Annotated in this window: 13 protein-coding genes and 1 pseudogene; 12 read left to right on the forward strand and 2 right to left on the reverse strand. The window is 70.1% G+C overall.

Annotation, left to right across the window (positions count from 1 at the left end):
- The 10 genes and pseudogenes from ACWEN3_RS09460 to ACWEN3_RS09505 all read left to right on the forward strand — a co-directional run.
- Nucleotides 1–145, forward strand: a pseudogene (locus ACWEN3_RS09460) (pyridoxal 5'-phosphate synthase glutaminase subunit PdxT); the annotation flags it as partial.
- Between the two features lie 48 nt (nt 146–193).
- Entirely contained in the window at nt 194–946 is a 753-nt protein-coding gene (locus tag ACWEN3_RS09465) for a YebC/PmpR family DNA-binding transcriptional regulator (RefSeq protein WP_452967772.1), read from the forward strand.
- A gap of 115 nt (nt 947–1061) precedes the next feature.
- On the forward strand, nt 1062–1601 hold the full coding sequence (gene ruvC, locus ACWEN3_RS09470; RefSeq protein WP_452967775.1) for a crossover junction endodeoxyribonuclease RuvC: 540 nt from the start codon (nt 1062–1064) through the stop codon (nt 1599–1601).
- A 508-nt stretch (nt 1602–2109) separates the two neighbouring features.
- On the forward strand, nt 2110–2718 hold the full coding sequence (ruvA, locus tag ACWEN3_RS09475) for a Holliday junction branch migration protein RuvA (protein WP_452967777.1): 609 nt from the start codon (nt 2110–2112) through the stop codon (nt 2716–2718).
- Between the two features lie 25 nt (nt 2719–2743).
- Nucleotides 2744–3811 carry a Holliday junction branch migration DNA helicase RuvB gene (gene ruvB / locus ACWEN3_RS09480; RefSeq protein WP_452967778.1) on the forward strand — a complete coding sequence of 356 codons (1068 nt, stop codon included), beginning with the start codon at nt 2744–2746 and terminating at the stop codon, nt 3809–3811.
- A gap of 211 nt (nt 3812–4022) precedes the next feature.
- Nucleotides 4023–4529 (forward strand): preprotein translocase subunit YajC, encoded by a 507-nt coding sequence (gene yajC / locus ACWEN3_RS09485; protein ID WP_452967781.1) that lies wholly within the window; start codon nt 4023–4025, stop codon nt 4527–4529.
- Nucleotides 4530–4677: 148 nt separating this feature from the next.
- A complete protein-coding gene (secD, locus tag ACWEN3_RS09490) occupies nt 4678–6474 on the forward strand; it encodes a protein translocase subunit SecD (protein WP_452967784.1) in 1797 nt (598 codons plus the stop codon).
- Nucleotides 6475–6477: 3 nt separating this feature from the next.
- Nucleotides 6478–7575 carry a protein translocase subunit SecF gene (secF, locus tag ACWEN3_RS09495; protein ID WP_452967787.1) on the forward strand — a complete coding sequence of 366 codons (1098 nt, stop codon included), beginning with the start codon at nt 6478–6480 and terminating at the stop codon, nt 7573–7575.
- Nucleotides 7572–8120 (forward strand): adenine phosphoribosyltransferase, encoded by a 549-nt coding sequence (locus ACWEN3_RS09500; protein WP_452967788.1) that lies wholly within the window; start codon nt 7572–7574, stop codon nt 8118–8120. Before secF ends, ACWEN3_RS09500 begins: the two co-directional genes overlap by 4 nt.
- Before the next feature lie 264 nt (nt 8121–8384).
- Nucleotides 8385–10922, forward strand: coding sequence for a RelA/SpoT family protein (locus tag ACWEN3_RS09505; protein WP_452967790.1), 2538 nt, complete (start codon nt 8385–8387; stop codon nt 10920–10922).
- 85 nt (nt 10923–11007) lie between these two features.
- Here ACWEN3_RS09505 and ACWEN3_RS09510 read toward each other — a convergent pair whose 3' ends face one another.
- Nucleotides 11008–12237 carry a DUF349 domain-containing protein gene (locus ACWEN3_RS09510; protein ID WP_452967792.1) on the reverse strand — a complete coding sequence of 410 codons (1230 nt, stop codon included), beginning with the start codon at nt 12235–12237 and terminating at the stop codon, nt 11008–11010.
- 154 nt (nt 12238–12391) lie between these two features.
- The gene (locus ACWEN3_RS09515) at nt 12392–13213 is read right to left on the reverse strand and encodes a peptidylprolyl isomerase (RefSeq protein WP_452967795.1); all 822 of its coding nucleotides are present in this window, start codon (nt 13211–13213) and stop codon (nt 12392–12394) included.
- A gap of 171 nt (nt 13214–13384) precedes the next feature.
- Between ACWEN3_RS09515 and ACWEN3_RS09520 the strand changes: the two genes are divergently transcribed.
- A complete protein-coding gene (locus tag ACWEN3_RS09520) occupies nt 13385–14092 on the forward strand; it encodes an MBL fold metallo-hydrolase (RefSeq protein WP_452967797.1) in 708 nt (235 codons plus the stop codon).
- Nucleotides 14093–14105: 13 nt separating this feature from the next.
- A complete protein-coding gene (gene hisS / locus ACWEN3_RS09525) occupies nt 14106–15368 on the forward strand; it encodes a histidine--tRNA ligase (protein WP_452967799.1) in 1263 nt (420 codons plus the stop codon).
- Nucleotides 15369–15426 lie beyond the last annotated feature (58 nt).

Genomic DNA, 15426 nt, shown 5'->3' on the forward strand with positions numbered 1-15426 from the left:
CGCCGAGCACGAAGGCCACATCGTCGCGGTCCGCCAGGGCAACGCGCTCGCCACGTCGTTCCACCCGGAACTGACCGGCGACCACCGCGTGCACTCCCTGTTCGTCGACATGGTGCGCGCCAACCGGGCGGCGGAGTCCTTGTAGGATCTCTGGCGTTCGTTCATAGATGGGTTACGCGAAGGAGACAGGCAGATGTCCGGCCACTCTAAATGGGCCACGACGAAGCACAAGAAGGCCGTGATCGACGCCAAGCGCGGCAAGCTCTTCGCGAAGCTGATCAAGAACATCGAGGTCGCTGCGCGCATGGGCGGCGTCGACCTGGACGGCAACCCGACGCTCTACGACGCCGTCCAGAAGGCCAAGAAGCAGTCGGTCCCGAACAAGAACATCGACTCCGCCATCAAGCGCGGTGGCGGTCTCGAGGCCGGTGGCGCGGACTACGAGACGATCATGTACGAGGGTTACGGCCCGAACGGCGTCGCGGTGCTCATCGAGTGCCTCACCGACAACCGCAACCGCGCCGCCTCCGACGTCCGCGTCGCCATGACCCGCAACGGCGGCAACATGGCCGACCCGGGCTCGGTGTCGTACATGTTCAGCCGCAAGGGCGTCGTGATCGTCCCCAAGGGCGAGCTGGGCGAGGACGACGTGCTCGGCGCGGTCCTGGACGCCGGCGCCGAGGAGGTCAACGACCTCGGCGAGAGCTTCGAGGTCATCAGCGAGGCCACCGACCTGGTCGCGGTGCGCACCGCCCTCCAGGAGGCCGGCATCGACTACGACTCCGCCGAGTCCAGCTTCGTCCCCTCGGTCCAGGTGGAACTGGACGAGGAAGGCGCCAAGAAGATCTTCAAGCTCATCGACGCGCTCGAGGACAGCGACGACGTGCAGAACGTCTTCGCCAACTTCGACGTCAGCGACGAGATCATGGAGAAGGTCGACGCGTAACGCACGCGGCCGGCAGACCGGGCCGACGGGACACACCCGTCGGCCCGTCGCTATGCACGGCGTTGTCAGTGGCACCCGATAGCCTGCGCGAACAGGAGATCGAAGGGAGGGGCGCGTGCGCGTACTGGGGGTGGATCCCGGGCTGACCCGGTGTGGTGTCGGCGTCGTCGAGGGGGTCGCGGGCCGCCCGCTCACCATGATCGGCGTCGGCGTCGTACGAACCCCCGCGGACGCCGACCTCAGCCACCGCCTGCTCGCCGTCGAGCAGGGCATCGAGCAGTGGCTGGACGAGCACCGGCCCGAGTTCGTCGCCGTCGAGCGCGTCTTCAGCCAGCACAACGTCCGCACGGTGATGGGCACCGCCCAGGCCAGCGCCGTCGCCATGCTGTGCGCCGCCCGGCGCGGCATCCCGGTCGCGCTGCACACCCCCAGCGAGGTCAAGGCGGCTGTCACCGGCAGCGGCCGCGCCGACAAGGCCCAGGTCGGCGCCATGGTCACCCGGCTGCTCCGGCTCGCCGAACCACCCAAGCCCGCCGACGCGGCCGACGCCCTCGCGCTGGCCATCTGCCACATCTGGCGCGCCCCCGCCCAGAACCGCCTCCAGCAGGCCGTCGCCCTGCACACGGCCAACGCGACGAAAGGCCGTACGGCATGATCGCCTTCGTCAGGCCAGGCGTCCTCGCATGAAGTAGACGGTGGTGGTGGAAATGCCGTCACCGTAGGAGTAGTTGAAGCACCCGGTAGTTCCCCGATTCTCTGTCACTTGGTCATGAGCGAACGTGCGTCCACTCGTTGCCGAACGGCGGTTACTCGCTCGGCTGTTCGAGAAGCTGCAAGTGATCAAGTGCGTGCGGCAATGGAGAATCGGCCGCGAATGTCTGACTTATCGCAACTTATCCAACTGTCTTGCGTGTTGGGCCGTGATCTTTTTTGCCGACCCACTGATCATCGGGGCGCACGACGCGTTGTCGGTGCCACCGAATAACCTGGCACAGCAGCGGGCCCCGGAAGGCCCGAGTAGACACGGAGAGGTGGGGGAGCGTGGTGCGCGTACTCGGGGGCGGCCGTGGGTTCTCACGGTGCGGCGCCGCCATGCCGCGTGCCTTCCGCCACGGCGTCATCGTCACTCCGTCCACCACCCACACCACGAAAGGCCGTACGGCATGATCGCCTTCGTCAGCGGCACGGTCGCCGCGCTCGCCCCCGACGCCGCGGTCGTCGAAGTGGGCGGCGTCGGCATGGCCGTCCAGTGCACGCCGAACACGCTGTCGACGCTGCGCATCGGCCAGCCGGCCAAGCTGCACACCTCGCTGGTCGTCCGCGAGGACTCGCTGACCCTGTACGGCTTCTCCGACGACGACGAGCGCCAGGTCTTCGTCCTGCTGCAGACCGCCAGCGGCGTCGGCCCCCGCCTCGCCCAGGCCATGCTCGCCGTGCACAGCCCGGACGCGCTGCGCCGCGCCGTCGCCACCGGTGACGAGAAGGCCCTCACCGCGGTCCCCGGCATCGGCAAGAAGGGCGCCCAGAAGCTGCTCCTGGAGCTGAAGGACCGGCTCGGCGCGCCCGTCGGCACCGCCCCCGCCATCGGCGCCCCGGTCACCCAGGGCTGGCGCGACCAGCTGCACGCGGCCCTCATCGGCCTCGGCTACGCCACCAGGGAGGCCGACGAGGCCGTCGCCGCCGTGGCCCCGCAGGCCGAGGCGGCCGAGGGAACCCCGCAGGTGGGCGTGCTGCTCAAGGCCGCCCTGCAGACCCTGAACCGCGCCCGCTGACCGAGACCGTCGTAAGGCAGACCAGATGAATTGGGACGACACCACCGACAGCACCGCCCCCGAGCGGCTGGTGGGCTCTGTCGCCGACCGCGAGGACCAGGCCGTCGAGGCCGCCCTCCGCCCGAAGGACCTCGGCGAGTTCATCGGCCAGGAGAAGGTCCGCGAACAGCTCGACCTCGTCCTACGCGCCGCACGCGCCCGCGGCGCCACCGCCGACCACGTGCTGCTCTCCGGCGCGCCCGGCCTCGGCAAGACCACCCTGTCGATGATCATCGCCGCCGAGATGGGCGCCCCCATCCGCATCACCTCGGGCCCCGCCATCCAGCACGCCGGCGACCTCGCGGCGATCCTCTCCTCCCTCCAGGAGGGCGAGGTCCTCTTCCTGGACGAGATCCACCGCATGTCCCGGCCCGCCGAGGAGATGCTGTACATGGCGATGGAGGACTTCCGCGTCGACGTCATCGTCGGCAAGGGCCCCGGCGCCACCGCCATCCCCCTGGAGCTGCCCCCGTTCACGCTGGTGGGCGCCACCACGCGCGCCGGCCTGCTGCCGCCCCCGCTGCGCGACCGCTTCGGCTTCACCGCGCACATGGAGTTCTACGAGCCGCGCGAGCTGGAGCGCGTGGTGCACCGCTCGGCGACCCTGCTCGACGTGGAGATCGAGCCGGACGGCGCCGCCGAGATCGCCGGCCGCTCCCGCGGCACCCCCCGCATCGCCAACCGCCTGCTGCGCCGCGTCCGGGACTATGCGCAGGTCAAGGCCGACGGCCTGATCACCCGGGAGATCGCCGGGGCCGCCCTCGCCGTGTACGAGGTCGACGCCCGCGGCCTGGACCGGCTGGACCGCGCGGTCCTGGAGGCCCTGCTGAAACTGTTCGGCGGCGGACCGGTCGGCCTGTCCACCCTCGCCGTCGCGGTGGGGGAGGAGCGGGAGACCGTCGAGGAGGTCGCGGAGCCGTTCCTCGTCCGGGAGGGCCTGCTGGCCCGCACCCCGCGCGGCCGGGTCGCCACCCCCGCCGCCTGGGCCCACCTCGGCCTCACCCCGCCCCGCTCGGCGACGGGAAACGGACAACAGGACCTGTTCGGGGCGTGAGGGCGGCCTGACGGGGCCCCGACGGCAGCCCGATGGCCATCTGTCGGCGAGGGCATTGGCCCGACCAGGAACTCAGGTGCCATGCTGAGCGTTGTTCCATGCGCGTGGACTCGCTTAGACTCCGCCGATGCCGCCCTTGCGGGCGGCGCCGACCCACACCCCCGTCAACAGGCCGCTCTCCGTCGCGGTCGCGCGAAGGAAACCCCGTCCCGTGAATGCCTTTACCCTTCTCCCCTTCATCGTGCTCATCGCGGCCATGTTCCTGATGACGCGCTCGGCCAAGAAGAAGCAGCAGCAGGCCGCCACCATGCGGAACGAGATTCAGCCCGGCTCGGGCGTCCGCACGATCGGGGGAATGTACGCGACGGTCAAGGAGGTCAACGAGGACACGGTCCTCCTCGACGCCGGTCCGGGCGTCGACCTCCTTTTCGCCAAGAACGCGATCGGCGCCGTTCTCACCGACGACGAGTACAACCGCATCGTCCACGGCATCGAGCACGACCTGAAGTCCGACGCCGGCATCGTCCCGGACGACGCGTCCTCCCTCACCGAGACCGACGAGACCGACGGATCTGCCGCCGCTGCCGCCGCCTCCGACGACAAGATCGACCTCGGTAAGAAGGACGCCGACGAGGACGGCACCGACGCGGCCGAGGCCGCCGAGGCCAAGGCGGACGAAGAGCCGAAGAAGACCGACGGCGGTTCCGACGCGAAGTAGTCACGACCCGGTGGCGCGCGGCGCGGCATAATCACGCCCCGCGCACCGCCGGGCGCGTCTGTTTCCCGCACGGGAGCCCGACGACACCATGTCATGGCCGCCGCGCGCCGACCCCGGCGCCGGGCGGCCCGAGAGGGAGTACGAGAAGGTGGCAGCACCTAAGAAGGGCCGGAGCTCGAGCGCCCAGGGCAAACCAGGGCGCTCACTGGCCCTCATCCTGATCGCCATCGCGGCGCTCACCGGCGGAATGTTCGCCTCAGGGCACACCACCCCCCGTCTCGGTATCGACCTTGCCGGCGGCACCAGCATCACGCTGACGGCGGTCAACCAGCCGGGCCAGCCCAACGCGATCAACAAGACCAACATGGACACAGCGGTCGACATCATGAACCGCCGTGTCAACGGTCTGGGCGTGTCGGAGACGGAAGTCCAGACCCAGGGCGATCGCAACATCATCGTCAACATTCCGCGCGGCACGAACTCCAAGGAGGCACAGCAGCAGGTCGGCACCACGGCCAAGCTGTACTTCCGCCCCGTCCTGCAGCGGGAGCCCCAGGGCGCCACCGGCCAGCCCAGCCCGAGCGGCAGCTCCGGCAAGGGCGGCAGCCCCTCGCCCGGCGCCACCGGCAGCCCCTCGCCGAGCGCGTCCACCGGCTCCGGCAAGCAGAAGGCCACCGGATCCGGCACTCCCTCGGCCTCCGCGACCAGCCAGGGCCGTGCCGTCACCGATGGGCTGAAGAAGACCTCCCCGACGCCGTCCGCGACCGGCTCCGCGTCTCCCAAGGCCACCACCTCGCCCTCGCCGTCCCCGTCCGGGAACACGGGCGCCACCGACCTCCAGGCGCGCTACGCGGCTCTCGACTGCACCAAGCCGTCCTCGCAGAACGGTGCCGGCCAGGGCGCCAAGCCCGGCGAGCCGACCGTCGCCTGTGGCAAGGACGGCAAGGTCTGGAGCAAGTTCCTGCTCGGCCCCGTCGCCGTGGACGGCCAGGAGGTCAAGAAGGCACAGGCCGTCTTCGACACCCAGGGCGCCAGCGGCTGGCAGGTCCAGATGACCTTCGACTCCCAGGGCTCCAAGAAGTTCGCCGACATCACCGGCCAGCTGTCGCAGAAGACCGCCCCGCAGAACGAGTTCGCGATCGTCCTCGACGACCAGGTGGTCTCCCACCCGTTCGTCCAGACCACCATCGGCGGCGGCCAGGCCGAGATCTCCGGCAGCTTCACCCAGCAGGACGCCCAGAGCCTCGCCAACATGCTGTCGTACGGCGCGCTCCCGCTGTCCTTCAAGGAGTCGAGCGTCACCACGGTGACCGCCGCGCTCGGCGGCCAGCAGCTGCACGCCGGTCTGCTCGCAGGCGCGATCGGCCTCGCCCTGGTGATCATCTACCTGGTGTTCTACTACCGCGGGCTGTCGCTCATCGCCGTGGCGTCCTTGATGGTCTCGGCGGCGCTCACCTACGTGATCATGTCGCTGCTCGGCCCGGCCATCCACTTCGCGCTGAACCTGCCGGCCGTCTGCGGTGCGATCGTCGCCATCGGTATCACCGCGGACTCGTTCATCGTGTACTTCGAACGCATCCGGGACGAGATCCGCGAGGGCCGCTCGCTGCGCCCCGCCGTCGAGCGTGCCTGGCCGCGTGCCCGGCGCACCGTCCTGGTCTCCGACTTCGTGTCGTTCCTCGCCGCCGCCGTCCTGTTCATCGTGACCGTCGGCAAGGTGCAGGGCTTCGCGTTCACGCTGGGTCTGACCACGCTGCTCGACGTGGTCGTCGTCTTCCTGTTCACCAAGCCGCTGATGACCCTGCTCGCCCGCCGCAAGTTCTTCGCGAACGGCCACAAGTGGTCCGGCCTCGACCCGAAGAGCCTCGGCGGCAAGCCGCCGCTGCGCCGCACCCGCCGTCCCGCCGGCCCCGCCGCCGGCCCCGTCGACCCGAAGGAGGCCTGAGCGATGTCGAAACTCGGCTCCATCGGCGCCCGGCTGCACCGCGGCGAGATCAGCTACGACTTCATCGGCAAGCGCAAGATCTGGTACGGCGTCTCGATCCTGATCACCATCACGGCCATCGTCGGCCTGGCGGTGCGCGGCCTGAACATGAGCATCGACTTCCAGGGCGGCGCCGTCTTCACGACGCCGACCAACATGAGCGTCTCGGTCGCTCAGGCGGAGTCGTACGCCACGGACGCCTCCGGTCACCAGGCCGTCGTGCAGAAGCTCGGCAACGGCAGCCTGCGCATCCAGGTCGCCGGCCTGGACACGGCCAAGTCCGACCAGGTCAAGCAGAGCCTGGCCAAGGACATGAAGCTCAACCCCGAGTCGCTCGCCGCCGACCTGGTCGGCCCGAGCTGGGGTCAGGAGATCGCCAACAAGGCCTGGGAGGGCCTGGCGATCTTCATGGTGCTCGTCGTGATCTACCTGGCCATCGCCTTCGAATGGCGCATGGCCATCGCGGCCCTGGTCGCGCTGATCCACGACATCACGATCACGACCGGTATCTACGCCCTGGTCGGCTTCGAGGTCTCGCCCGGCACGATCATCGGTCTGCTCACCATCCTCGGTTACTCGCTCTACGACACGGTCGTCGTCTTCGACAGCCTCAAGGAGCAGACGAAGGACATCACCAAGCAGACCCGCTTCACCTACAGCGAGATCGCCAACCGGTCGATCAACGGCACCCTGGTCCGCTCCATCAACACCACGATCGTCGCCCTGCTGCCGGTCGCCGGTCTGCTCTTCATCGGCGGCGGCTTCCTCGGCGCCGGTGACCTCAACGACATCTCGCTGTCGCTGTTCGTCGGCCTCGCGGCCGGTGCGTACTCCTCGATCTTCATCGCCACGCCGCTCGTCGCCGACCTCAAGGAGCGCGAGCCCGCGATGAAGGCCCTCACCAAGCGGGTCATGGCCAAGCGGGCCCAGGCCGCCACGGAGGACCTCGACCGTCCCGGCGGTGACGACCCCGAGGACGCCACCCCCGCCGTCGTGGGACCGCGCAACCAGCCCGCGTCCCGCGGCCGAGGCCGTGGCCGCCCCTCCGGGAAGCGCCGATGAGCGACCTCGCCGACCTCACAGGGCTGCTGCTCAGCCGGATCCGTGACGTGGCGGACTACCCGGAGCCGGGCGTGATGTTCAAGGACATCACCCCGCTCCTGGCGGACCCGGACGCGTTCACGGCCCTGACCGACGCGCTCGCCGGGATCGCCGCGGACACCGGCGCGACCAAGGTCGTCGGCCTGGAGGCCCGGGGCTTCATCCTCGGCGCCCCGGTCGCCGTCCGGGCGGGCGTCGGCTTCATCCCGGTCCGCAAGGCGGGCAAGCTGCCCGGAGCCACCCTGCGCCAGGCCTACCAGCTGGAGTACGGCTCGGCCGAGATCGAGGTGCACGCCGAGGACCTGGCCGCCGGCGACCGCGTCCTGATCGTGGACGACGTCCTGGCGACCGGTGGCACCGCCGAAGCGGCGATCCAGCTCATCGAGCGGGCCGGCGCCGAGGTCTCGGGCCTCGCGGTCCTCATGGAGCTGGGCTTCCTCGGCGGCCGCGCCCGCCTGGAGCCGGCCCTCTCCGGGGCACCGCTGGAGGCGCTCCTCCAGGTGTGACCCGCCTCGTCGTACGGCCGTCCCGGCGCCCTGCCGGGGCGGCCGTACGCGTTTCGGACGCCCCGGCAGGGCCACCCGTGGGACACCCACCGCACGCCGTCCCCTCACCACCGCGTCACCTCCCGGAATCACACGGGAGCCCCCTGCGTTTCAGGGGTACACGGTCCTCACTTCCGCCTGCAGGCGATGACCGGGCGCGGGATCGCTACCATGGGGGTCTCCGGAGCCTGACCCGGGGGACCCGGATCGCGCAGAGGAGTCCTCTTGCCAGACGAGGCCCAGCCACTGACCGCCGCCAAGCCCGAGCCCGCCTCGGCACCCGTGGCCAAGCCCGCGCCGAGCGTGTCGACCGCGAAGAACGACACCCGCGGGACGGTCGAGCACGCCCAGTCGGCGCCCGTCGAGAAGAGTGCCGAGTCCTCGCGTCCCAAGCCCCCGCCCGCCGAGCGCCCGGTGCAGCCGCCGGTCGTGCGCCCGCCCGCCGTGCAGCCCGGCCGCACCGGCTCCTCCAACCGTGTCCGCGCCCGTCTCGCCCGCCTCGGCGTCCAGCGCGCGAACCCGTACAACCCGGTCCTGGAACCCCTGCTGCGCATAGTGCGCAGCAACGACCCCAAGATCGAGAACGCCACGCTCCGCCAGATCGAGAGCGCCTACCAGGTCGCGGAGCGCTGGCACCGCGGCCAGAAGCGCAAGAGCGGCGACCCGTACATCACGCACCCGCTCGCGGTCACCACCATCCTCGCCGAGCTGGGCATGGACCCGGCCACGCTGATGGCCGGCCTGCTGCACGACACGGTCGAGGACACCGAGTACGGCCTGGACCAGCTGCGCCGCGACTTCGGCGACACCGTCGCCCTGCTGGTCGACGGCGTCACCAAGCTGGACAAGGTCAAGTTCGGCGAGGCCGCTCAGGCCGAGACCGTGCGCAAGATGGTCGTCGCCATGGCCAAGGACCCGCGCGTCCTGGTCATCAAGCTCGCCGACCGCCTGCACAACATGCGCACCATGCGCTACCTCAAGCGCGAGAAGCAGGAGAAGAAGGCGCGCGAGACCCTGGAGATCTACGCGCCGCTCGCCCACCGCCTGGGCATGAACACCATCAAGTGGGAGCTGGAGGACCTCGCCTTCGCGATCCTCTACCCCAAGATGTACGACGAGATCGTGCGGCTGGTGGCCGAGCGCGCCCCGAAGCGGGACGAGTACCTGGCCATAGTGACCGACGAGGTCCAGGCCGACCTCCGTGCCGCCCGCATCAAGGCGACGGTCACCGGCCGCCCGAAGCACTACTACAGCGTCTACCAGAAGATGATCGTCCGCGGCCGTGACTTCGCGGAGATCTACGACCTGGTGGGCATCCGCGTCCTCGTCGACACCGTCCGGGACTGCTACGCCGCCCTCGGCACCGTGCACGCGCGATGGAACCCGGTCCCCGGCCGGTTCAAGGACTACATCGCGATGCCCAAGTTCAACATGTACCAGTCGCTGCACACGACGGTCATCGGACCCAACGGCAAGCCGGTCGAGCTCCAGATCCGCACCTTCGACATGCACCGCCGTGCCGAGTACGGCATCGCCGCGCACTGGAAGTACAAGCAGGAGGCCGTCGCCGGCACCTCCAAGATCCGTACCGACGCCCCCAAGACGTCCGCGAAGGACAAGGACGCCATCAACGACATGGCGTGGCTGCGGCAGTTGCTGGACTGGCAGAAGGAGACCGAGGACCCCGGCGAGTTCCTGGAGTCCCTGCGCTTCGACCTGTCCCGCAACGAGGTCTTCGTCTTCACGCCCAAGGGCGACGTCATAGCGCTGCCCGCCGGCGCCACCCCGGTCGACTTCGCCTACGCCGTCCACACCGAGGTCGGCCACCGCACCATAGGGGCACGGGTCAACGGCAGGCTCGTACCGCTCGAATCCACTCTGGACAACGGCGACTTGGTGGAGGTCTTCACCTCCAAGGCCGCCGGCGCCGGACCGTCGCGCGACTGGCTCGGCTTCGTCAAGTCACCGCGCGCCCGCAACAAGATCCGGGCCTGGTTCTCCAAGGAGCGCCGCGACGAGGCGATCGAGCACGGCAAGGACGCCATCGTGCGGGCCATGCGCAAGCAGAACCTGCCGATCCAGCGCATCCTCACCGGTGACTCCCTGGTCACGCTCGCGCACGAGATGCGCTACTCGGACATCTCCGCGCTGTACGCGGCGATCGGCGAGGGGCATGTCTCCGCGCAGAACATCGTGCAGAAACTCGTCCAGGCCCTCGGCGGCGAGGAGGCCGCCACCGAGGAGATCGACGAGGCGGTCCCGCCGTCCCGCAGCCGGGGCCGCAAGCGCCGCTCCAGCGCCGACCCGGGCGTGGTCGTCAAGGGCGTCGACGACGTGTGGGTCAAGCTGGCCCGCTGCTGTACGCCCGTGCCCGGCGACCCGATCATCGGCTTCGTCACGCGCGGCAGCGGCGTATCGGTTCACCGCAGCGACTGCGTCAACGTGGAGTCGCTGTCCCGGGAGCCGGAGCGGATCCTGGACGTCGAGTGGGCGCCCACCCAGTCCTCGGTCTTCCTGGTCGCCATCCAGGTCGAGGCCCTGGACCGCTCCCGGCTGCTGTCGGACGTCACCCGCGTCCTGTCCGACCAGCACGTCAACATCCTCTCGGCCGCCGTGCAGACCTCCCGCGACCGGGTGGCCACCTCCCGCTTCACCTTCGAGATGGGCGACCCGAAGCACCTGGGCCACGTCCTGAAGGCCGTACGGGGCGTGGAGGGCGTGTACGACGTGTACCGCGTGACCTCGGGACGCACCCGCTCGTAGGCGACCGCCCGGCCCCAGCGGGCCCACCGGCACGGAAAGGGCCCCGTACGCGCGTACGGGGCCCTTTCACGTCAGTACCGGGGATCTAGCCGCCGAACTCCTGCAGACCCTTCAGGGCCTGGTCCAGGAGCGCCTGGCGACCCTCCAGCTCGCGCTCCAGCTTGTCGGCCTTGGCGTTGTTGCCCTGGGTGCGGGCCTGCTCGATCTGGCCCGTCAGCTTGTCCACGGCGGCCTGCAGCTGGCCGGTCAGGCCCTCGGCACGCGCGCGTGCCTCCGGGTTCGTCCGGCGCCACTCGGCCTCCTCGGCCTCCTGGATCGCCCGCTCGACCGTGTGCATCCGGCCCTCGACCTTCGGACGCGCGTCCCGCGGGACGTGGCCGATGGCCTCCCAGCGCTCGTTGATCGAACGGAAGGCGGCACGGGCGGCCTTCAGCTCCGTGATCGGCAGGAGCTTCTCGGCCTCCTCGGCCAGCTCCTCCTTGAGCTTCAGGTTCTCGGCCTGCTCCGCGTCCCGCTCGGCGAACACCGAGCTGCGCGCGGCGAAGAACACGTCCTGGGCGCCGCGGAAGCGGTTCCACAGATCGTCCTCGTGCTCGCGCTGGGCGCGGCCGGCGGCCTTCCACTCCGCCATCAGCTCGCGGTAGCGGGCCGCCGTCGGACCCCAGTCCGTGGAGCCGGACAGCGCCTCGGCCTCGGCGACCAGCCGCTCCTTGATCCGGCGGGCGTCCTCGCGCTGCGCGTCCAGCTGGGCGAAGTGCGCCTTGCGGCGCTTGGAGAACGCCGACCGGGCGTGCGAGAAGCGGTGCCACAGCTCGTCGTCCGACTTGCGGTCCAGCCGCGGCAGACCCTTCCAGGTGTCCACCAGCGCCCGCAGCCGCTCACCGGCGGCCCGCCACTGGTCGGACTGCGCCAGCTGCTCCGCCTCGACGACCAGGTCCTCCTTGGCCTTGCGGGCCTCGTCGGACTGCCTGGCCCGCTGGGCCTTGCGCTCCTCGCGGCGCGCCTCGACCGTCTGCACGAGCTTGTCCAGCCGCTTGCGCAGGGCGTCCAGATCGCCGACCGCGTGATGCGCGTCCACCTGCTCGCGCAGGTGGTCGACGGCGATCTGGGCGTCCTTCGCCGACAGGTCGGTGGTCTGCACACGCTTCTCGAGGAGGCCGATCTCGACAACCAGGCCCTCGTACTTGCGCTCGAAGTAGGCCAGCGCCTCCTCAGGGGAGCCTGCCGCCCAGGATCCGACGACCTGCTCGCCGTCGGCCGTACGCACGTACACGGTCCCCGTCTCGTCGACGCGGCCCCACGGGTCGCTGCTCACAGCGCCTCCTCCACATGATGCCGGCGGGGGGTTTCGACACCCCGGGCATCGTCCACAGTTTCGTCACGGCCAACATAGGCGACCAGCGGGTTGCCTGTCCGCATCCAGCGCGACCGAAATTCCACAGCCGGCCGTTCTCGGGCTCCCGGTGGCGTCAGGACTTCGTGACAGTCGCCTTGTTGATCACGACGGTCGCGTTCGGCGCACCGTCACCGGCGCCCGTGCTCTCGCCCGCCGCGGCGATCTTGCCGAGCACCTTCAGGCCCGCCGCGTCGATCGTGCCGAACGGCGTGTAGTTGGGCGGCAGCGGACTGTCCTTGTAGACGAGGAAGAACTGGCTGCCGCCGGTGTGCTTCTGGCCGGTGTTGGCCATCGCGACCGTGCCCGCCGGGTACGAGTTGGCCTTCAGGCTTTTGTCCTTCAGGTTCTCGTCCGGGATCGTGTAGCCCGGACCGCCGCTGCCGGAGCCCGTCGGGTCGCCGCACTGGAGCACGTAGATGCCCTGCGTGGTCAGCCGGTGGCACTTGGTGTGGTCGAAGAAGCCCTTGCCCGCCAGGAAGTCGAACGAGTTCACCGTGTGCGGGGCCGCCGACGTCTTCAGCGCGATGCCGATGTCACCGCACGTCGTCGCGAGCTTCATCGTGTACTGCGCCGACGTGTCGATCGACATCGCCGGCTCCGTCTTCCAGCTCAGCTTCTGCACCGAGCCCGCCGCCGGCTTCTGGCACGGGTCCGGGGCCTTCTTCGGCGGCGTGGCGCTCGGCGTGGTCTGGGCGCTGACGTCGGTCTTCTTGTCGCTGTGCTTCAGCGCCCCGGTCGAGTACAGGGCGACGCCGCCGATCACGACCACGCCGAGTACCGACGCGATCACGGAGTTGCGTACGCGGGCCTTGTGCCGCGCGTCGGTGCGCCGCTGCTGCTGCCGCAAGAACTTCTCCCGGGCGAGCTGACGCCGCCGCTGCTCCTGGCTGACCACCGGGTTCTCTCCTCATGCGTGTCGTGTGTGTCGAGCGGTACGCGTGCGCCCTCGTGAGCAGACCGCTGCGTGTAGCCCCGTACCGTATATGGGTTCGCTGAGGAAACGGCAGCGCCGGTAGGCTCTGACTGCTGCTGAAGCCGCCTTTAGTCGACACAACGAAGGACGATCGTGCTCATTGCCGGGTTCCCCGCCGGGGCCTGGGGGACGAACTGTTATCTCGTCGCCCCCGCCGCCGGTGAGGAGTGCGTGATCATCGACCCGGGCCACCAGGCCGCCGAAGGCGTCGAGGAAGCACTGCGCAAACATCGGCTCAAGCCCGTCGCGGTCGTCCTCACCCATGGCCACATCGACCACGTCGCCTCGGTCGTCCCGGTGTGCGGCGCACACGACGTACCGGCCTGGATCCACCCGGACGACCGGTACATGATGAGCGACCCCGAGAAGGCGCTCGGCCGGTCCATCGGCATGCCGCTGATGGGGGAGCTGACCGTGGGGGAGCCGGACGACGTCAGGGAGCTGGCCGACGGCGCGAAGCTGGAGCTGGCCGGGCTGGAGTTCTCCGTCGCGCACGCCCCGGGCCATACCAAGGGGTCGGTGACCTTCCGGATGCCCGAGACCGCCGACGTCCCGTCGGTGTTCTTCTCCGGGGATCTGCTGTTCGCCGGCTCCATCGGACGCACCGACCTGCCGGGCGGATCCATGGAGGACATGCTCGGGTCGCTGGCACGGGTGTGCCTGCCGCTCGAGGACTCCACCGTGGTGCTGTCCGGCCACGGCCCCCAGACGACCATCGGCCAGGAGCGCGCCACCAACCCCTATCTGCGGCAGGTGGCCGCCGGCCAGGGAGCCGCCGCGGCTCCCCGACGAGGAATGTGACGAGAGAGCTTCCGTGAGCACGTTCAACGCCCCCAAGGGCACCTACGACCTGATCCCGCCGGACTCGGCCACGTACCTGGCGGTCCGCGAGGCGATCGCCGCTCCGCTGCGCAACTCCGGTTACGGCTACATCGAGACGCCCGGTTTCGAGAACGTGGAGCTGTTCGCGCGCGGTGTCGGCGAGTCCACCGACATCGTGACCAAGGAGATGTACGCCTTCGAGACCAAGGGCGGCGACAAGCTCGCCCTGCGCCCCGAGGGCACGGCGTCCGTGCTGCGCGCGGCCCTGGAGGCCAACCTGCACAAGTCGGGCAACCTCCCGGTCAAGCTCTGGTACTCCGGCTCGTACTACCGCTACGAGCGCCCGCAGAAGGGCCGTTACCGCCACTTCTCCCAGGTCGGCGCCGAGGCGATCGGCGCGGAGGACCCGGCCCTCGACGCCGAGCTGATCATCCTGGCCGACCAGGCGTACCGCTCGCTGGGCCTGCGCGACTTCCGCATCCTGCTCAACAGCCTGGGCGACAAGGAGTGCCGTCCGGTCTACCGGGCCGCGCTCCAGGACTTCCTGCGCGGCCTGGACCTGGACGAGGACACGCGCCGGCGCGTCGACATCAACCCGCTGCGGGTCCTCGACGACAAGCGCGAGTCGGTCCAGAAGCAGCTGACGGGCGCGCCGCTGCTGCGCGACTACCTGTGCGACGCCTGCAAGGCGTACCACGAGGAGGTCCGCGAGCTGATCACCGCGGCGGGCGTCGCCTTCGAGGACGACCCGAAGCTGGTGCGCGGCCTGGACTACTACACCCGCACCACCTTCGAGTTCGTGCACGACGGTCTGGGCTCGCAGTCGGCGGTGGGCGGCGGCGGCCGCTACGACGGCCTGTCCGAGATGATCGGCGGCCCCGTGCTGCCGTCGGTGGGCTGGGCCCTCGGCGTCGACCGCACGGTCCTCGCGCTGGAGGCCGAGGGCGTGGAACTGGCCATCCCGTCCGCCACGTCCGTCTACGCGGTCCCGCTCGGCGAGGAAGCCCGTCGCGTGCTGTTCGCGAAGGTCACCGAGCTGCGCAAGGTGGGCATCGCGGCCGACTTCTCGTACGGCGGCAAGGGCCTCAAGGGCGCCATGAAGAACGCCAACCGCAGTGGCGCGCGGTACGCGGTCGTCGCCGGCGAGCGCGACCTCGCCGAGGGCGTGGTCCAGCTCAAGGACATGGAGTCGGGCGAGCAGACGGCGATCGGCGTGAACGAGATCGTGGCGGAACTGGAGTCCCGCCTCGGCTAGGGGCTGCGAGCGGCGCGAAGGGCGTCCGTCATGTGGTTGCCGCCGTGTGACGGGCGCC

It is taken from the genome of Streptomyces sp. NPDC004561, from assembly GCF_053602155.1.